Origin of the sequence: Xanthobacter tagetidis (assembly GCF_003667445.1) — a bacterium.
GTDB lineage: Bacteria > Pseudomonadota > Alphaproteobacteria > Rhizobiales > Xanthobacteraceae > Xanthobacter > Xanthobacter tagetidis.
The window spans coordinates 35,933-54,002 of the sequence record NZ_RCTF01000011.1; the positions used below are offsets into that span (position 1 = coordinate 35,933).

An 18,070-nucleotide genomic window follows, 5' to 3' on the forward strand; every position below is an offset into this window, starting at 1 on the left:
ATCCACAGCTTGGGGACGGCGCAGAACATGGCATTGAGGCACCCTGGTGCCATCAGTCCCGCGGCCGGTCCGCTCGCGGCTCACACCGACTCGGCGTAGCGCTCGTAGGCCACTTCGACGGTGTTGATGTGGGCGCGCATGGCGGTGGCGGCCTCGGCCTTGTCGCCGCGCAGGATCGCGCTCACCACCCGGTCGTGCTCCTGGTAGGACAGCGCGAGGCGGCCGAGATTGCGGAACTGGGCGCGCCGGAACGGCTGCAGCCGCGCCCGCGTCGCCAGCGTCAGCTCGCTCAGATAGTCGTTGTGGGCGCCGGCATAGAGCGTGGTGTGGAAGCGCTCGTTCAGCACCGTGTAGCCGCCCTGGTCGCCGCGCCGTGTCAGGTCGGCAAGCTCGGCATGGATCGCCTGGAGGTGGGCGCGCTCCGTGGGCGTCATGTTGGCGGCGCTGAGGCCGGCACACAGCGCCTCCAGCTCCGCCATCACGTCGAACATGCCGCGCAGCCGCTCAAGCGAGGGCTGGGCGACGAGGGCGCTGCGATGGGGCCGCGCCTCCACCAGGCCCGAGGCGGCGAGGTCGCGAATCGCCTCGCGCACCGGGGTCCGGGACACGCCGTAGCGCTTGGCGATGTCCACCTCCTCCAGCGCCGTGCCGGGCGCGAGGCGTCCGCGCACGATGTCGTCCGCGATCTGGAGCCGCAGTTCCTCGGTGCGCGTCACCGCGCGCCGCGCTCCGCGCCTGCGGCGCGGGGCCGAGGCGCCCTCAGTGGCGGCGGATGACGATGCAAGGCTCATGGATCAAGACGCTACCGGGATTCTGTGGCTGGGTGAAAGCTCGCAATGGCCCTTAGGGCATGCTGGCCGGCAGCGCCGAGACGTGCGCCGCCACCACGCGCCAGCCCTCGGCGAACCGGACCCAGGTCTGCTGCTGGCGGCCGATGCGCCCGCCGTCGCTCTCGCGCCGGAACATGGTGGAGGCCACGGCGAAGTCGCGGCCGAAAGTGGTGATGACGGTCCGCTCCAGCGTCCGGGCGATCCCCGCGGGGCTGCGCCCCTTGCGGAAGGCGCGGATCTCCTCGATGCCGTAGAGGTTCTCCCCGCCGCCGTAGCGGATGGTGCGGGGGTCGGCCCGGAAGAAGCCGTCGAGCGCCTCCACGTCGTTGGCGGCGAGCGCCGCCTCATAGCCGGCGAAGGCCGCCTCGACCTCGGCCTTCACCTCGGGAATGTCGATCTCCACATCGCTCTCCTTCACAGCGCGGCCACCCTTGCGTCGGCCGCGCCCGCATCCTGAAGCGCCTTGGCGACGCGCAAGGCAAGGTCCTCCCGCCAAGGCGGGGCGATCACCTGAACGCCCAGCGGCAGCCCATGGTCGATCCAGACCGGGACGGCCGCCACCGGCAGGCCGATGAACGAGATCGGCTGGGTGTAGAGCCCCATGTTCGGGCGCACCAGCAGCGTCTCGCCGTCGAGCACGAAGGTCTTCTGTCCGATCTTCGGCGCCCGGCAGGGCGTCGCCGGGGCAAGGATGACGTCGCAGGTGGCGAACAGCGCCAGCATCTCCTCCCGGAAGCGGCGGCGGAAGCGCTGGGCGGCATCGACCCAGGCGGCGGGAATGGCGAGGCCCGCCAGCAGCCGGTCGCGCACCGCCGGGTCGAAGTCGCCGGGGCGCTCCGCGAGCCGGCGCAAATGGAGGCTCGCCCCCTCGGCTGCCGTGGTGACGTAGGCCGCAGCCCGCGCGCGGGCCGCGTCGGGCACCTCGATCCGGCGGGTGACGCCCAGCGCTGCCGCCGCCTTGTCCACGGCAGCGAAGGCTTCGGGCAGGCCGCGCGTGCGGAAATAGCCGTCCGCCACCGCGATCCTCAGGTCGCCGATGCCGGCGCCGAGCGTGTCCGCCACCGGCTCCGCCGGCCGCGGCGCCTGCATCGGATCGTCCGGGTCGGCGGCCTGCATGGCATCGTAGGCGCGCGCGAGGTCCTCCACCGTGCGGGCGAACGGGCCGAGATGGTCGAAGCTCGACACGAACGGGAAGCTCCCCGCCCGCGACAGGCGCCCATAGGTGGGCTTCAGCCCGAACGTGCCGCACAGCGCCGAGGGCACGCGGATCGAGCCGTTGGTGTCGGAGCCGAGCGCGAGCGGCACGAGGCCCGCCGCCACCGCCGCGCCCGAGCCTCCGGAGGAACCGCCGGACATATGGTCGAGCGCGTGCGGGTTGCGCGAGGCGCCGTCGTGGAGGTTCTCGCCGGTGAAGTCATAGGCGTATTCGCCCATGTTCAGCCCGCCGACCAGAACCGCCCCCTGCGCCTCCAGGAGGCGGATCAGCGTGCCGTCCGCCCCGGCCGGCGCGCGGTCGCGGTTGATCTTCGATCCGGCGCGGGTCGGCAGACCCTTGATGTCGAACAGGTTCTTCACTGCGAACGGCACGCCCGCCAGCGCGCCGAGCGCCTCCCCCTTCGCCCGGCGGGCATCGAGCACATCCGCCGTGGCGCGGGCGCGGGCCGCTGTCACGTCGGTGAAGGCATTCACGGCGCCATCGAGCGCGGCGATGCGGGCGAGGCAGGCCTCGACGACGGCGCGCGCGGTCACGGCGCCGGAATTCACCGCCGCGGCAATCGTCGCGGCATTGGCGGTGGCGAGGTCGAAGGGCGCGCTCACAGCTTCGCTCATGGCCGGTAGACCGGCGCCGGCTCGGCGGCGTCGCCGAGGTCGAGGGAATACACGAGGTGCGCCGCATCGGCGATGGCGCGCAGGTGCATCAGCGCGTCGGCGCGCCAGTGCGGTTCCGGCGCGATGCCGTGAGCGGCGAGCGCGCCGTCGAGCATCTGCGCCAGCGCCGCGTCGGTTGCCTTGGGCAAAGGCATGTCCTCGGACAGATCGATGGTCATGGCGGCCTCACACCGGGGGATGGGGAATGGCTGAGATCAGCTCCCGTGTATAGGCGGCCTTCGGGCTTTCGAGAATCTCCTGCGCCCCGCCCTCCTCGACGATCCGCCCCTGGCGCATGACGATGACGCGGTCGCACAGCAGCCCCACCACGTGCAGATCGTGGGAGACGAAGAGATAGCTCATGCCCAGCGTGTGCTTGAGCTCGTCGAGCAGGTTCAGCACCACCGCCTGCACCGACACGTCGAGCGCCGCCGTGGGCTCGTCGAGGATCACGAGGTCGGGCCGGAGCGCGATGGCGCGGGCGATGCCGATGCGCGCCTTCTGGCCGCCGGAGAGCTGGTGCGGGAAGCGGTCCAGCAGGTTCAGCGGCAGGCCGGCCATGCGCGCGAGCTGCTCCACCTCCTCCCGCAGCTTCGCCCCGCCGCCGACCTTGCCCATGCGGATCAGCGGATCGGCGATGGCGCGGGCGGCGGTGTAGCGCGGGTTGAGGCTCTCGGTCGGGTCCTGGAACACCATCTGGATGCGCCGGCGCATGGGATGGCCGGCGAAGTCCCTGGCGGGAATGGCCGAGATGTCCTCGCCGGCGAACGTGATCTTCCCGGCGGTGGGATCGAGCAGGCGCATCACCATGGACGAGGTGGTGGACTTGCCGCAGCCCGATTCGCCCACGAGGCCGACGCTCTCGCCGCGCCGGATCTCGAACGAGATGCCGTCCACCGCGCGGAAGATCGCGTCCTCTTCCGGCACGGCCTTGCCCTTGAGGCGGGCGATGAGACCGGAGGGCGCGCCCTGCCGGGGATATTCCTTGAGCAGGTTCTCGACCTTGAGGAGCGGCTCGGTCACCGCGGCGGCGGCGCTGGGCGCGCTCCCCGCTCCCCTTGCGGGAGAGGGGCTGGGGGTGAGGGGTTCCGCCGATGGAGCGGGGAGCGGCGCTGCCGCCGAACCCGGCTCGTCCTCCGGCAGCAGGTCCTTCAGCGTGATCCCCGGGCGCGGCGTCGCCCGCATGAGCTTCTTGGTGTAGGGGTGCTGCGGATCGCGGAAGATGCGCTCGGCGGGGGCGGTCTCCACCACCTTGCCCTTCTCCATCACCATCACCGTGTCGCAATAGGCGGCGGCAAGGCCGAGGTCGTGGGTGATGAGGATGGTGGACATGCCGCGCGCGCGGGTGAGTTCGGTGACGAGGTCCATCACCGCCTTCTGCGTCGTCACGTCGAGGCCGGTGGTGGGCTCGTCGGCGATCATCAGCTGCGGCCGGCAGGCGAGCGCCAGCGCGATGACGATGCGCTGGCACATGCCGCCCGACAGCTCGAACGGATAGGCATGGTAGCGCTCCTGCGGCCGGGCGATGCGCACCTGCTCCAGGATCTCGATCACCTTGGCCTTCACGTTGGAGCGGTCCGCCTGGACGTGCTGGAGCAGCACGTCGGCGATCTGGTGCCCCACCTTGCGGATCGGGTTCAGTGCCGCCCGCGGGTTCTGGAAGATCATGGACATCTCGCGCCCGCGCAGATCGCGCATGGCGCTTTCCGGCGCGTGGGCCACATCGAGCCCCGAGAAGGTGATGGAACCCTCCGCGATCCGCCCGGCGCGGTCGAGGATGCGCATCACCGTGTAGGAGGTGACGGACTTGCCCGACCCGCTCTCGCCGACGATGCCCAGGGTTTCGCCCTTGGCGAGCGTCAGGTTCACCTTCTCCACCGCCGTGACGATGCCGCGGCGGGTGAGGAACTCGACCGTCAGGTCCCGGACCTCCAGGAGCGGCCCGCCGGCCACCTCGCGGACGGGGGCGGACAAGGCGGCGGACAGATCGGCGACGCCGTGCATTTGCCCCTCCATCAGGTGCGGCGCTGGGGATCGACGATGTCGCGCAGACCGTCCCCCAGCAGGTTGAAGCAGAACACGGCGAACATCAGCGCGAGGCCCGGGAACAGCGCGATCCACCATTCGCCGGAGACGATATAGGCCGCGCCCTCGGCCACCATGATCCCCCATTCCGGCGTCGGCGGGCGCACGCCGAGGCCGATGAAGGAGAGGCCCGCCGCATTGAGGATCGCGTAGCCCATGGTGAGCGACATCTGCACCATCATGATGGGCATGATGTTGGGCAGGATGGTCGTCAGCAGGATGCGCCATTCCGAATTGCCGGTGAGGCGCGCCGCCTGGACGTATCCCGCCTGCCGGCGGATCGCCGCCTCGGCGCGGGCGACGCGGACATAGAGCGGGAAGTTGATGATGGCGGTGGCGATGACGATGTTGGTCACCGAATTGCCCAGCGCCGCGACGATGCCCATGGCCAGCACGAACAGCGGAAACGCCATGATGGTGTCGGAGATGCGCCCGACGATGCGGTCGGTCCAGCCGCCGAAGAAGCCCGACGCGATGCCGGCGATGCCCCCCGCGGCGAACACCAGCGCCACCGAGAACACCGCGATGGCGAGGTCGAGCCGCGTCGCCACCACGACGCGGGAGAAGATGTCGCGGCCGAGATTGTCGGTGCCGAACCAGTGGGCGCCGGACGGCGGCTGGAGCGCGGACTGGGTGTTGGAGGCGAGCGGATCGTAGGGCACCACATAGGGCCCGATCAGCGCCGCGACCAGCAGCACCAGGAACATGCCGAAGGCGACGCCGGTGACCGGATTGTCCGAGATCACGTAGCGGGCGTGCTTGAGGGTCGCGGCCAGGCCGCTGTGGGGAGCGTCTTCGACGGTGGCGATGGTCATGCTTCGCTCCGCGCGCGGGGGTCGATGATGCCGTAGGTGATGTCGATGATGAGGTTCAGCGCCACGTAGAGCACCGCCATGGCGAGCACGAAGCCCTGCACCGGCGCATAGTCCGAGGTGATGAGCGCCTCGACCGCATAGGAGCCGATGCCGGGCCAGGCAAACACCTTCTCCACCAGCACGTTGGCGCCGAGCAGGAAGGAGAACACCATGCCGAGCGTGGTGATGACCGGCAGCATGGCATTCCGAAAGGCGTAGGTGAGGATGACCGTATAGTCCGTCAGCCCCGCCGCCCGCGCGGTGCGCACGAACTCGGAGGACAGCACCGCCAGCATGGAGGCGCGCGTCATGCGGGCGATCGGCGCCAGCGCGAAGATGGCGAGCGTGATGGACGGCACCGCGAGTTGCGCCAGCGCGGCGCGGAAGGTCTCGAACTCGCCCGTCAGCAGGCTGTCGATGAGATAGAAGCCGGTGATGGTGGGCGGGGCGGAGAAGAACACGTCGAGCCGCCCGAGCGGCGCCGGCGCCCAGCCGAGCTTGAAGTAGAACACATAGACCAGGAGGAGGCCGGTGAAGAACACCGGCAGGGACACGCCGGCGGTCGTTATGAGCCGGCACGCATGGTCCACCCACGAGCCCTGCCTGACCGCCGCCATGATGCCGAACGGCACGGCGATGGCGAGCGCCAGGATCAGGCCGCAGAGCGTCAGCTCGGCGGAGGCGGGCAGCCGGGAGGCGATCTCCTGCGCCACCGGCTGGCCGGTGGAGAGCGAGGTGCCGAGGTCGCCCTTGGCGAGCGCCGTCACATAGTCCGCGAACTGCACCGGCAGCGGCTGGTCGAGGCCGAGCTTCGCCCGGATCTCGGCGATCGCCTGCGGCGTCGCGGCCGGCCCGGCGAAATAGGCCGCCGCATCGCCGGGCAGCACCCGCGTCAGCATGAAGGTGACGATGACGACGCCGATCAGGCTCGGCACGGCTGTGGCGAGACGGCTGGCGATGAGCTTCAGCATGGCCCTCTCCTCGTGTGGTGCGAAGGGGGCGCGGCGCCCCCTCGTCGAGACCATGCGGCGCTAAGGGCCGCGGTGCCTCTTCCCATCGTCCTTGCCCTTGCCGCGTCGTGCTCCGGCTTGACCGGAGCACCCCATCGGCTGCGTCCCCATCGGTCCTCCGGTCAAGCCGGAGGGCGTCTGTGGGAAGCGGCGGGACGCACCCTCTCCCCGCCGGGGAGAGGATGGGGGTCAGGGGAAGAGTGTCACCGGCACAGCCCCCTCCCCTCCGGATCGAGAAAGGGGTGGCACCGGCGCCCCCACCGGCGCCACCCCTCCCGCACGCGCCCTGCGTGGCGCGACCTTGGGATCGCGCCGCCTCAGGACTTGGCGAAGGCGCGATAGTCCAGCCGGCGGTGGAACCAGTATTCGTAGCCGGTGACGTTCTTCTGCATCGCGACGTTGACGTAGGGCTGGTAGAGCGGCACCCGCGGCACATCGGCGAAGGCGAGGTCCACCATGCCCTTGACGCCCGCGTCATAGGCGCCCTTGTCGCCCACCGCAGCCGACTGGCGGGCGGCGTCGATGAAGGCGTCCATGGCCTTGGACTGATAGCTCATGGTGTTGAAGATGGCGTTGTTGCCATGATAGCACCAGAAGAAGAAGTATTCGGGATAGTCGAGCCAGCCCGAAAACACGTTGGTGTAGAGCGGCAGCGTCTTCTTCGTCAGCTCGCCGCGCCAGTTGGCGCCGGGAATCTTGTTGATGGTGGTCTTGACGCCGATCTGCGCCAGGGTCTCCTGCAGCAGCACGCAGATCGGCTCGTTGACGCCGGCAAAGCCCAGGTCGAACGAGATCGTGGACTCGAACCCGTCCGGATAGCCGGCCTCGGTGAGCAGCGCCTTGGCCTTGGCAAGGTCGGTGTTGAACTTGGTGGGCTGCGGCCAGGCCACCTTGGTCTGATAGTCCGCCGGCGCGCCGAACATGGGCTTGGCGAGGCCGAACAGCACCGCGTCCATGATCTTCTGGTAGGGGATGGCGTAGGCCACCGCCTCGCGCACCTTCGGGTTGTCGAACGGCGGCTTGGTGACGTTCATGCCGATATATTGCAGGCCGTTCGAATAGGGCACGGACGTGATGTTCAGCTTGCCGGCCTGCTTCAGCTCCACGAAGTCCTTGTTGGGCAGGTCGTAGGAGATGTCCGCGTCGCCGCGCTCCAGGAGCGCCCGGCGGTTGCCGGCGGAGGGCACCATGCGCCAGATCACGCGCTTGATCTTGGGCAGCGGCCCGCCCTTCCAGTCGTCGAAGCGCTCATAGACCACCTCGGTGCCGGAGGTCCACTTGGTGACCTTGTAGGCGCCCGAGCCGGCGGTGTTCTGCTTGGTGTATTCGAGGCCCCAGGGGTCCTTCTCCGTGGCGTTCTTCTTCACCAGCTCGGAATTCACCACGCACGGCACGATCACCGCGAGATCGGGGATGGTGAGGCGGTCCTTGCGGATGAAGTCGATGCGCACCGTGTGGTCGTCCACCACCACGAACTGCTCCGGCTTCTCGAGCGAGCCGGCCTTCATCTGGAAAGTGGGGAAGCCGCCCACCGAGACCGCGCGGTCGAGCGACCACTTGACGTCCTTGGCGGTGACCGGCGTGCCGTCCTGGAAGGTGGCGTTCTTCTTCAGCTTGAAGGTCGCCGACATGTCGCCGATGCTCATGTCCTCGGCGAGCTCGCCCTTGAGCTTGTCGCGGTCGTAGTAGCGGACCCCGTCCTTCTCGGTCATCTCGTGGGTGATGAGGCGGTCGTAGCAGTTCCAGCTCACCTCGTAGCCGGGCACGTTGGTGCCCACGCCCATGATGTCGAGATTGTTCGGGCCGCTCTCGGAGACGATCAGCAGCGTCTCGTTCCGCGCCTGCGCCTTTGCGGGAGAGAAGACGGCGGGGGCGGCGACGCCCGTGCCGGTGGCAACGGCCGTGGCGGAGGCGGATTTCATAAACTCGCGGCGGTTCATGTGGCGATGTCCCCTCGATGGCAATGGCATGCGAAACTCGCCATCCTCATTCAAGGGTCGTGCCAGTTGTATGCAATTATCTACAACAAATTGATTTAACAGTATTTTTAATCGGATAGAGCCGTTCGATCCGGTCGCCGGAACTCATTTGATGATTATTTTTTAATCGAAATCGACGCATTGCATACAATAATCGCTCGCAGGATAGGCGCAGGCCCCGCGAAGGGGCGGACGCGGCGTGGGCCTTCAATCGGTGCGGGAGTGGGGCTCGGCGGCCGAAGGCATGGGAGAGACGCCGCCGGCGATGGCACCCTCCGCCTTCTCGGCACGGTGGGCGGCCATCAGCCGCCGATAGCGCAGGGCAGAGACCGGCAGCAGGGCCAGATAGATCATCGAGCAGGTGGCGAGCACTGCCCAGGGATAGCTCGCCAGCAGCGCGAAATAGAGCGCCACAAGAACGAACAGCGGCAGCACCATGTCGCGCCGCACCCGGCTGCCCAGAGTCTTGCCGGACCAGGCCGGCACGGTGGAGATCATCAGGAAGCCGATGGCGAGGCAATAGACCAGCGCCACCGGGGCGCTCCAGGCCCCATGGGGAGCGCCGAGCAGCTCCAGATAGACCGGCAGCAGCACGGTGATGGCGCCCGCCGGCGCCGGGATACCGGTGAAGAAGTCGCCCGCGAACGCCGGCCGTTCGGGATCGTCCAGCATCACGTTGAAGCGCGCGAGCCGCAGCGCGGCGCAGATGGCATAGGTGAGCGCGGCGATCCAGCCGAAGGAGCCGGCCTCGTTGAGCCCCCAGAAATAGAGCATCAGCGCCGGCACGCAGCCGAAATTGACGAAGTCGGCCAGGCTGTCCAGCTCGGCGCCGAACTTCGAGGTGCCCTTGAGCGCGCGGGCGAGGCGCCCGTCGATGCCGTCCAGCAGGGCCGCGAACACGATGGCGGCCAGCGCCAGTTCGATCCGCTCCTCGATGGCGAGCCGCACCGCCGTGAGGCCAGAGCACAGTGCCAGCAAAGTCACCAGGTTCGGGATCAGCACCCGCACCGGAATGCGCCCCAGCCGGCCGAACCGGGTGCGACCCTCGGGATCGAACGGGGGAAAGGGCGTCTGCATGGCTCAGCCGACCCGGTAGGCGATATCGCGCGCGGCGGCGCCCGTGAGGTCGGCGATCACGGTCTCGCCCGCAATGGCCGTCTGGCCCTCGGCCACCTGCACCTTGGTGCCCGGCGGCAGATAGATGTCGAGCCGCGAGCCGAAGCGGATCAGGCCGAAACGCTCGCCGGCGCCGATCTCCTCGCCCTCGCGCACGAAGCAGACGATGCGCCGCGCGATCAGGCCGGCGATCTGCACGCAGCCCACCCGCCCCGCCATGGTGCGGATGACGAGGCCGTTGCGCTCGTTGTCCTCGCTCGCCTTGTCGAGGTCGGCATTGAGGAAGATGCCCGGCTTGTAGGCGACGCGCTCGATCCGCCCCGTCACCGGCGCGCGGTTCACGTGCACGTTGAACACGCTCATGAAGACGGAGACGCGCAGCAGCGGCTCGTCCGACAGGTCCAGTTCGCGCGGCGGCCGCGCCGGGCCGATGGACGAGATGGTTCCGTCCGCCGGCGACACCACGAGGCCCTCGCGCACCGGCGTCACCCGCACGGGATCGCGGAAGAACAAGGCGGTCCAGATGGCGAGGCCCACCGCGATCATGCCGAAGAAGGTGCTCACGGAGAGGATGGCGAGCGCGATCACCGCCGCCCCGGCGATGAAGGGATAGCCCTCCCGATGCACGGGCACGAGCGACTTGCGGATCGTGGCGACGAGCGACACCTTCACCTCCGGACGCGCTCCTGAAGCGGGCGCAGGAGGCACAGGTAGTGAGGCCCGCCTGCGCCGTCAAATGACATCGGCGTCCCCGCCTGCGCAGGGCCGTCCGTCAGCGCCCGCGCGCCTGCCAGGCGTCGTCGCGGGCGAGATGCGCGATGAGCGCCTGCGCCTGCGGCGACACATGGCCGTCCCTGCGCACGCAGAGCGCGAGCCGGCGCGTCGCCCAGGGCTCGGCGAGGCGCACCAGAGCGATGCCGCAGCGGGACCGACAGCGCCGCGCCGCCGTCTCCGGCACGATGCCGATGCCGACCCCCGCCCCCGCCATGCGGCAGACGCCCTCCAGGGTGCGCATCTCCACCCGCACCTTCAACCGGCCGCCGATGGCTGCGGCCCGCGCATCGAGATGGGCCGGCAGCGCACCGCCCATCAGGCCGACGAAATGCCTGTCGAGCAGGTCCGCGAACGACGCATGCCCCCGCGCGGAGAGGGGATCGCCCCGCGCCACCACCGCCACCAGCCGGTCGAGGGCGAAAGGCCGCAGGCGCAAAGCGGGGGTTTCGGCGGCATCGGAGAGGATGCCGATCTCGGCAACCCCGGCTGCGACGCCGCGGGCGATCTCGATGCTCTGGCGCTCCCTCAGCTCCACATCGACCTGCGGATGGGCGACCAGGAACGGCGCCAGCCGCTCGGGCAGGAATTCCGTGAGCGCCGCGGTATTGGCGAGCACCTGCACCGTGGCGCGCACGCCCTTGGCATGGCGTCCCAGCTCGCCCCGCAGTTGCGCCATCTGCGACAGGATGGTGCGGGCGTGATGCGCGAGCGCCTCGCCGGCCGGCGTCGGCGTCACCCCGCGCCGCCGCCGCTCCAGCAGCACCACCGCGCCGTCCGCCTCCATGTCGCGCAGGCGCTCGCTCGCCGCCGGCAGCGAGAGGCCCGCCGCCGCTGCGCCATGGGTGATGCTGCCCGCGTCCACCACGGCGAGGAACAGGCGCAAATCGGCGAGATCGAAGCGCATGGGGACAGCTTAGCGCGGCACCAGCCTTCGGAACAGCCGAAGGCTCGAAGCGTGTCATCCGCATTGTGCCACAGCGCTGGAAGCGTATCGCAGACGGATGCTCGACCTTCCTGCGTCCACCGTTGCCGCCATCGCCGTCACCTTCCTCGCGGCCGGGATGGCGAAGGGCATCACCGGGATGGGGCTGCCGACGGTGGCCATGGGCGTTCTGGGCGCCCTGCTCTCCCCGGTCCTGGCCGCCGGCCTTCTGCTCGTGCCCTCCTTCGTCACCAATGTCTGGCAATTGCTGGCCGGCGCGAGCTTCGGCGCACTCGGGCGCCGGCTCTGGCCGATGATGGCGGTGCTCGTTGCGGGCACCTTGCTCGGCGCGGCGCTCCTGGCCGAGGGCGGGCGCGGAGCCACCACCGCAGCGCTCGGCTGGGCTCTCGTCGCCTATGCGCTCTATACGCTCCTGGCGCGCCAGCTCACCGTGCCGCGGCGGCTGGAGTGGCTGCTTTCGCCGCTCGTCGGCGCCGCGACCGGCCTCGCGACCGGCGCAACCGGCGTGTTCGTCATCCCGGCGGTGCCCTATCTGCAGGCGCTGGGACTGACGAAGGACGACCTGGTGCAGGCGCTCGGCCTGTCGTTCACCGTCTCGACGCTCGCGCTGGCGATCGGGCTCGGCGCGCGCGGGGCGGTCGCGGCGGATACGCTGGCCCTCTCCGTCGCCGCCGTGCTGCCGGCGCTCGGCGGCATGTGGGCCGGCCAGAAGCTGCGCGCGCGGATCAGCCCGCCCGCCTTCCGCCGCTGGTTCCTCGTCGCCTTGCTGCTGCTCGGGCTTGAGATGGCGCTGCGACCGCTTTTCTGATCCACCGCATTGGGTCCTGGGGCAACAGGAGACGCAGCGCTTGCCGCGGTGCGTTGGCGTGTGCCAGTCCTATGGCGGCATCGGCGATGTCACGCGATGGGGACACGGCCGACAGCGGAGGACGGGATGAGGCGCTTTGCACTGCGCGTGTTGGCGACCGCCGTGGCGCTTGTGGTGTCGGTTTTCCTGGCGATCATCCTCCTTGCCTATCTGCCCCAGGCGGATGAGCTGCGCCGGTCGGCTGCCGAGCAGGCGCTGTCCCAGCTTTGGGGCGAGCCGGTGAGCATCCGCGGGGCGGTGACCGCCGAGCTTTGGCCGCGTGCGAAGATCAACGTCGCCGGCGTCGCGGCGGAGGGTGCCCACGGCGCCCGCGCCCAGGTCGACCAGCTCGCGTTCTCGGTCTCGAGCTATGATCGCCTGATCCAGGGCACCCTGCGCTACGGGCTCGACGTCGCAGGCGCACAGTTCGACGTTCCGATCGCCGGCACCGCGGATGCCCGGCCGGGCTCGCTCCTGGCGTCGCCGATCTACATCCTGTCCCTGCTGCCGCACCTCACCGTGCGCGATACCGAGATCCGCCTGGGGGATGCCGAGACGGGCTGGATTTTCGCGCTCAAGATGGCGGACCTGAAGAACGCCGTCGAAGACGGGCGCAACGTGCTCGCCGCCGAGGCCGTGCTCAACAACCAGCCCCTCACCCTCGGCTTCGCATTCGACCTGTCCGTCGAAAAGGGAGAGGGCAACCTGCCCTATGGCGCCCAGATCAGCCTCGCGTCGTCCGGCACCAGCGGCGGATTCACCGGGCGGCTGGACATCCGCGCGCCCACCGTCCGCTTCGACCACGGCCTGGTGGTGGACGTGAGCGCCGAGGCCTCCAGCATTGCCCAGGCGCTGCGGCTTGCCGCCATTGCGCCCTCCATCGACGGAACCGGCACGCTGCGCGCCCATCTTGCGGCCGCACGGGGCCGCGTGGCCATGTCCGGCCTCGATCTCAAGCTGGCCCTCGCCAGCGGGGAGCACGTCGCCGTCACCGGCAGCGCCGCCGATCTCGCGACCCTCGACGGCGCCAATCTGAAGGTGGTCGCCGACCTTGATACGGGCGCCCCCTCTGCCGTGTCCTTGCGGAGCATCGTCGTCACCCGCCTGACCGGGGCGTTCGCGAGCGGCCCCGACGGCATGATGCTGGACGACATCCTCATCGAGACCAACGCCTTCGACCAGAATCTGCGCGAGATCGGTCCCGTCAAGGTGCGCTCGGTGGAGCGCGACCCCGAGGGCCATGTGGCGTTCAAGGGCATCTCGGCGGTCGCCGGTCCGCCCGAGCGCCCCCTCGCCAAGCTGGCGGGCAACGTCAACGATGTCCTCAGCCTCAGCGGCGTGGACCTGTCAGGCAGCGTCGATATTCCGGTGGCGAGCGTGCTGGCGCTGCCGGAGGATAGCGGGAACAAGCTCGGCCGCTTCGTCGGCAGCCTCTCCGTATCCGATGCCGACGGCGGACTGGGGGTCGACGCATTCACGGTCCGCATCGACGACAGCGAGCTGATCGAGGCGAACCTGGGCCTGGTGCTCGACAATCTGGCCAAGCCCAACATCGCGACCTCGATCGTGGTCGATTCCCTCCTCAGGATTCCGAACTATGCGGCGCTCGCCGCGGCGCTCGGCGACACGTCCGATTTCAAGGGCCTGGTGAAGTTCGAGGGCCGGCTGAGCGGCAATACGGACGAACTTACCATGGACGGCCGCACCGACATCGGCCGCACCCAGATCAAGGGCGCGCTCACGAGCCTCGCGGCGCCCGGCGGAAGGTCCATGGTGAAGGGCTCGATCAGTTCGCCCCTGGTGCATGGCGACGAAATCCTGAAGTTCCTGCGCCCCGAACAGCCCCAGCCGCGCAAGGGTTTCTCGGTCAAAGGCGCACGGGCGCCGGAGGGCGGAAGCCAGATCGACCTGCTCGGCACCACCGATGCGGACATCGCCATCTCCGCCACCCGGCTGGAAGGCGGCGGCGACACCGCCACCGGCATCGAGGCGCACCTGACGGCGAACAACGGCGCGCTGCGCGTATCGCCCCTGCGCATCCACTATCGGGGCGGCACCCTGTCGGCCGTGATCGAGAGCGAGGGCCGTTCGCTGCTGCGTGCCAAGGGCAGCGGCGAGGGCTGGCCCCTCTCCTCTGTGCTCGGGCGGAACTCCAGCATTTCCGTGACCGGAACGCTGCATCTCGCTTTCGACCTCACGGCGCAGATGGGGGCCCACGACCTCCTGGGCACGCTCGGCGGCACGCTCACCGCCCGGGTCGGCCGCGGAAAGCTCGGAACCGGCCTGCTCGATCTCGCCGGCGTCGGCCTGTTCGCCGGCCTCTTCACCTCGTCGGTGTACAAGGGCGAGAGCGCCCTGCGCTGCGCGAAGGTGCCGCTGCTGTTCCAGAAGGGCGTCGGCCGCACCCATCCGCTGATCGTGGTGCGGACGGAGAACGTCCAAGCCCTGGCGAGCGGCACGGTGGACCTCGCGCGCAACCGCATCGATCTGCGCGTGGTGCCGCGCCCGTTGAATGCGCTCAACGGCGATGCCGGCCACAGCTTCACGGTCAAGGGGCCGCTGTCCCATCCCGCGATCGCGCTCGCCACCGGCGGCGCCGACCTGCGCGGCAACTACGGCTGCGACTGAAGCGCGGGGTCGGGATCCGCGGAGGACATGCCGTGGACCGCTTCGGATTTCACTGCCGGCGCCCCGAACCGTCTAGCGGCGTCTGCCGATCCCGGCGGCCGTCCGTTCCCGTGCGGTCCGGCAGCGCCGAACGTCTGCTGCGCGCGGGCCTGTTCCAATTGGTGCGGGCGGTCGGACTCGAACCGACATATCCGTGAGGACGGCGGATTTTGAGTCCGCTGCGTCTACCAGTTCCGCCACGCCCGCAGCGTCTCGACCCTATACCGGGCACACTCCGGCGAGGCAACTCGCGCGGCGAGGAAGACCATCGTCCCCGAGCGCCCCTCATGCGCCGCCATGCGCGGAACGGTGGCGGCGCTGGCGCGCGTGGGACGTCGGCCGCATGGCGAGGCGCTTCAGCGCCTCGGCGGCAACGAGATAGGCCAGCGTCAGGCCGGCGATCGCCAGCAACACCCCTGCAGGCACGGCGGCAAAGCCCACCATGCGCCCGAGGGGGGTCAGCGCGAGAACGAGCGCCAGCGCCAGCGCTCCGAGCGAGGTCATCGCCAGAATCGGGTCCGGCCGGCTCAACCAGAACGGCCGGGCTGTGCGGATCAGGAAGATCACGAGGATCTGGGTGGCGATCGATTCCACGAACCAGGCGGTGCGGAACGTGTCCACGTCCACGGCGAACCCCCAGGTGAGCACGCCGAAGGTGGCGAGATCGAACAGCGAGGAGAGCGGCCCCATCACCAGGGTAAAGCGCAGAACCCCGCCCATGTCCCAGGCCCGCGGCGCCGCGAGCGCCTCCGGGTCGGCACGATCGAACGGGATGCCGATCTCCGAGAGATCGTAGATGAGGTTGTTGAGCAGAATCTGCAGCGGCGCCAGCGGGAGGAAGGGCAGGAACAGCGAGGCGAACGCCATGGAGAGCATGTTGCCGAAGTTCGAGCTGGTGCCCATGCGGATGTATTTCATGATGTTGGCGTAGGTGCGCCGGCCCTCGCTCACGCCCTCCGCCAGCACGCCAAGGTCGGAATTGAGCAGGATCACGTCCGCCGCCTCGCGCGCCACATCCGTGCCGCCCTCCACCGACAGCCCCACGTCGGCCGCGTGGATGGCAGGGGCGTCGTTGATGCCGTCGCCCAGGAAGCCCACCGTATGGCCGCGCCGGCGCAGCGCGAGGACGATGCGGCGCTTCTGGTCCGGCGCGACGCGCACGAACAGGTCCGCGTGCAGGCAGCGGGTGGCGAGTGCGGTGTCCGAGAGGCGCGCGATCTCGTCGCCCGTGACGATGCCGCGCGCCGGCAGGCCGAGCGCGCCCACCAGGTGCTCCACCACCGCGGCGCCGTCTCCGGAAATGATCTTCACCTTCACGCCCGCCGCCATGAGCCGGGCCACCGCGCCGGAGGCGGACGCCTTGGGCGGGTCGAGGAAGGCGGCGCAGCCGGCAAAGACGAGACCCGCCTCGTCCGCCGCAACAAGGGTGTCGCGACTTTCCGGCGCCTGCCGCACCGCGACCCCCAGCAGGCGCAGGCCTTCCCTGCCCTTTTGCTCGATCAGCGCGGCGAGGCGGGCGCGGCCGGCATCATCGAGCGCGAGCGCGGTGCCGTCCGGCGCCTCCACGCGGGTCGACAGCGCGAGCACCGCCTCGGGCGCGCCCTTTACGATCATCAGCCGCTCGTCGCCCTGCGCGAGCAGCACCGCGGCGCGCCGGCGCTCGAAGTCGAACGGCAGGTCATCGAGGCAGCGCCAGCCGGGCGGCGGAGCGCCATCCGCCAGCAGCGCGTCGTCGAGGGCGCTGCGGGTGCCGGCGGCGAACGCGCTGTTGAGGCGCGCGAGGTCGGCGACCCGCGCGCACGCCGCGCCATCCGGACCGAAGCTTCCGGCCAGGGCGATCCGCGCCTCGGTGAGGGTGCCGGTCTTGTCGGTGCAGAGCACGTCCATGGCGCCGAGATCGTGGATGGCCGAGAGCCGCTTCACCACCACCTGCCGCCGCGCCATCCGAACCGCCCCGCGCGCCAGCGTCACCGTGGTGACCATCGGCAGAAGCTCAGGCGTGAGGCCCACCGCGAGCGCCACCGCGAACAGGAAGCTCTCCAGCGTCAGCCCCTGGCGCAGCATCTGCGTCAGCAGCACGAACAGCACCAGGAAGCCGGTGAGGCGCAGGATCAGCATGCCCAGCGCATGCAGCCCGCGCTCGAACGCGGTCGGCGGCTCGCGCGCCTGGAGCGAGGCGGAGATGGCGCCGAAACGCGTCGCTGCGCCGGTCTCCACCACCAGCATCACGGCCTCGCCGCCGGTGATGGTGGTGCCGGCGAACAGGCCGTTTGAGGCATCGGCCGGGGCGGTGCCGGCGCCGGGCCAGGGATGCTTTTCCACGAGATACGGCTCGCCGGTGAGCACCGCCTCGTTCGCCAGCGCGCCGTGGGCGGCAAGCACCACCCCGTCCGCCGGCACGAGCTTGCCGGCGGCGAGCTCGACGATATCGCCCGGCACGATCTCGCGCACCGGCACATCGCGCGCGACGCCGTCGCGGCGCACCCGCGCGCTCACCGCCACCGAGCGGCGCAGCGCCTCCACCGCCGCCTCGGCCTTCTGCTCCTGGACGAGGTCGAGGGTGATCGACATGAGGACGATGGCGACGATGATGAAGAAGCTCTGCCAGTCGCCCGTGCCGCCGGATATGGCGGCGGCGATCAGCAGGATCGCCACCAGCGGCTCGGCGAGACGCCTGCCGATCTTGGCCGCCAGGCTGCGCTTGAGGCCGGTGACGGCGACATTCGGCCCGAAGCGCTGGAGCCGCGCCCCGGCTTCCTCAGCGGAAAGTCCTCCCGGGCGTGTCTCGAGCCGGGCGAGGAGCGCGGCATCGCCTTGCTGCCAGAATACCGCCGGATCGGCACTGCGGGTCGTGCCCCGCCCCGAAGTCCTGCGCGCTGAACCCGGCTGATCCATGGGGTCTTTCTCCGCGCCCAGTCTCGCTCCTTTCGGCGTGGGAGCAAGATCGCCATTCTGTCGCGGCGCCGCCATCCACCGGGGTACCCGCGAAAGCGTGATCTGCGCCAAACCGCCAGAGCCTGCAAGGCCGGCCGTGGGATACCGCCGCATCATATTTCGCTGTGGCGAGGCAGGCCGGCTTCGCGCTATCTGTGGCGA

At 70.0% G+C, this 18,070-nt stretch carries 14 protein-coding genes and 1 tRNA gene; 2 read left to right on the plus strand and 13 right to left on the minus strand.

Going from position 1 to position 18,070, the window contains the following annotated elements; translation table 11 throughout:
• Window positions 1-80: 80 nt before the first annotated feature.
• The 11 genes from D9R14_RS14010 to D9R14_RS14060 all read right to left on the minus strand — a co-directional run bounded on the left by D9R14_RS14010 (window position 81) and on the right by D9R14_RS14060 (window position 11,421).
• Window positions 81-791, minus strand: coding sequence for a GntR family transcriptional regulator (locus D9R14_RS14010; protein ID WP_121623958.1), 711 nt, complete (start codon window positions 789-791; stop codon window positions 81-83).
• A gap of 52 nt (window positions 792-843) precedes the next feature.
• Complete coding sequence (gene hpxZ / locus D9R14_RS14015; RefSeq protein ID WP_121624055.1) at window positions 844-1,233, minus strand: oxalurate catabolism protein HpxZ; 390 nt, start codon at window positions 1,231-1,233, stop codon at window positions 844-846.
• An 11-nt stretch (window positions 1,234-1,244) separates the two neighbouring features.
• Entirely contained in the window at window positions 1,245-2,660 is a 1,416-nt protein-coding gene (locus tag D9R14_RS14020; protein WP_121623959.1) for an AtzE family amidohydrolase, read from the minus strand.
• On the minus strand, window positions 2,657-2,878 hold the full coding sequence (locus D9R14_RS14025) for an AtzG-like protein (RefSeq protein WP_121623960.1): 222 nt from the start codon (window positions 2,876-2,878) through the stop codon (window positions 2,657-2,659). The genes D9R14_RS14020 and D9R14_RS14025 overlap by 4 nt, the downstream gene beginning before the upstream one ends.
• Before the next feature lie 7 nt (window positions 2,879-2,885).
• Window positions 2,886-4,703: a dipeptide ABC transporter ATP-binding protein gene (locus D9R14_RS14030; protein ID WP_121623961.1), complete on the minus strand. Its 1,818-nt coding sequence runs from the start codon at window positions 4,701-4,703 to the stop codon at window positions 2,886-2,888.
• A gap of 11 nt (window positions 4,704-4,714) precedes the next feature.
• A complete protein-coding gene (locus tag D9R14_RS14035) occupies window positions 4,715-5,599 on the minus strand; it encodes an ABC transporter permease (RefSeq protein WP_121623962.1) in 885 nt (294 codons plus the stop codon).
• Entirely contained in the window at window positions 5,596-6,609 is a 1,014-nt protein-coding gene (locus D9R14_RS14040) for an ABC transporter permease (RefSeq protein WP_121623963.1), read from the minus strand. The genes D9R14_RS14035 and D9R14_RS14040 overlap by 4 nt, the downstream gene beginning before the upstream one ends.
• 356 nt (window positions 6,610-6,965) lie before the next feature.
• Window positions 6,966-8,588, minus strand: coding sequence for an ABC transporter substrate-binding protein (locus D9R14_RS14045; RefSeq protein ID WP_121623964.1), 1,623 nt, complete (start codon window positions 8,586-8,588; stop codon window positions 6,966-6,968).
• Window positions 8,589-8,834: 246 nt separating this feature from the next.
• Window positions 8,835-9,704 carry a CDP-diacylglycerol--serine O-phosphatidyltransferase gene (pssA, locus tag D9R14_RS14050; protein ID WP_121623965.1) on the minus strand — a complete coding sequence of 290 codons (870 nt, stop codon included), beginning with the start codon at window positions 9,702-9,704 and terminating at the stop codon, window positions 8,835-8,837.
• A 3-nt stretch (window positions 9,705-9,707) separates the two neighbouring features.
• Complete coding sequence (locus D9R14_RS14055) at window positions 9,708-10,409, minus strand: phosphatidylserine decarboxylase (protein ID WP_121624056.1); 702 nt, start codon at window positions 10,407-10,409, stop codon at window positions 9,708-9,710.
• 106 nt (window positions 10,410-10,515) lie between these two features.
• A complete protein-coding gene (locus D9R14_RS14060) occupies window positions 10,516-11,421 on the minus strand; it encodes a LysR family transcriptional regulator (protein WP_121623966.1) in 906 nt (301 codons plus the stop codon).
• Between the two features lie 97 nt (window positions 11,422-11,518).
• Between D9R14_RS14060 and D9R14_RS14065 the strand changes: the two genes are divergently transcribed.
• A complete protein-coding gene (locus D9R14_RS14065) occupies window positions 11,519-12,268 on the plus strand; it encodes a sulfite exporter TauE/SafE family protein (protein ID WP_121623967.1) in 750 nt (249 codons plus the stop codon).
• A gap of 126 nt (window positions 12,269-12,394) precedes the next feature.
• Window positions 12,395-14,935 (plus strand): AsmA-like C-terminal region-containing protein, encoded by a 2,541-nt coding sequence (locus D9R14_RS14070; RefSeq protein WP_170168621.1) that lies wholly within the window; start codon window positions 12,395-12,397, stop codon window positions 14,933-14,935.
• Window positions 14,936-15,094: 159 nt separating this feature from the next.
• On the opposite strand, the gene D9R14_RS14075 is transcribed toward D9R14_RS14070, so the two are convergent.
• Together D9R14_RS14075 and mgtA are read right to left on the minus strand one after the other, a co-directional pair.
• Window positions 15,095-15,181, minus strand: a tRNA-Leu gene (locus D9R14_RS14075).
• A 78-nt stretch (window positions 15,182-15,259) separates the two neighbouring features.
• Window positions 15,260-17,869 (minus strand): magnesium-translocating P-type ATPase, encoded by a 2,610-nt coding sequence (mgtA, locus tag D9R14_RS14080; protein WP_121623969.1) that lies wholly within the window; start codon window positions 17,867-17,869, stop codon window positions 15,260-15,262.
• Window positions 17,870-18,070: the final 201 nt, after the last annotated feature.

Coding starts and splice junctions, on each gene's coding strand:
- D9R14_RS14010 (WP_121623958.1), bottom strand. CDS start 791: ATGAGCCTTGCATCGTCATCCGCCGCCACTGAGGGCGCCTCGGCCCCG.
- D9R14_RS14020 (WP_121623959.1), bottom strand. CDS start 2,660: ATGAGCGAAGCTGTGAGCGCGCCCTTCGACCTCGCCACCGCCAATGCC.
- D9R14_RS14025 (WP_121623960.1), bottom strand. CDS start 2,878: ATGACCATCGATCTGTCCGAGGACATGCCTTTGCCCAAGGCAACCGAC.
- D9R14_RS14030 (WP_121623961.1), bottom strand. CDS start 4,703: ATGCACGGCGTCGCCGATCTGTCCGCCGCCTTGTCCGCCCCCGTCCGC.
- D9R14_RS14035 (WP_121623962.1), bottom strand. CDS start 5,599: ATGACCATCGCCACCGTCGAAGACGCTCCCCACAGCGGCCTGGCCGCG.
- D9R14_RS14040 (WP_121623963.1), bottom strand. CDS start 6,609: ATGCTGAAGCTCATCGCCAGCCGTCTCGCCACAGCCGTGCCGAGCCTG.
- D9R14_RS14045 (WP_121623964.1), bottom strand. CDS start 8,588: ATGAACCGCCGCGAGTTTATGAAATCCGCCTCCGCCACGGCCGTTGCC.
- pssA (WP_121623965.1), bottom strand. CDS start 9,704: ATGCAGACGCCCTTTCCCCCGTTCGATCCCGAGGGTCGCACCCGGTTC.
- D9R14_RS14060 (WP_121623966.1), bottom strand. CDS start 11,421: ATGCGCTTCGATCTCGCCGATTTGCGCCTGTTCCTCGCCGTGGTGGAC.
- D9R14_RS14065 (WP_121623967.1), top strand. CDS start 11,519: ATGCTCGACCTTCCTGCGTCCACCGTTGCCGCCATCGCCGTCACCTTC.
- D9R14_RS14070 (WP_170168621.1), top strand. CDS start 12,395: ATGAGGCGCTTTGCACTGCGCGTGTTGGCGACCGCCGTGGCGCTTGTG.
- mgtA (WP_121623969.1), bottom strand. CDS start 17,869: ATGGATCAGCCGGGTTCAGCGCGCAGGACTTCGGGGCGGGGCACGACC.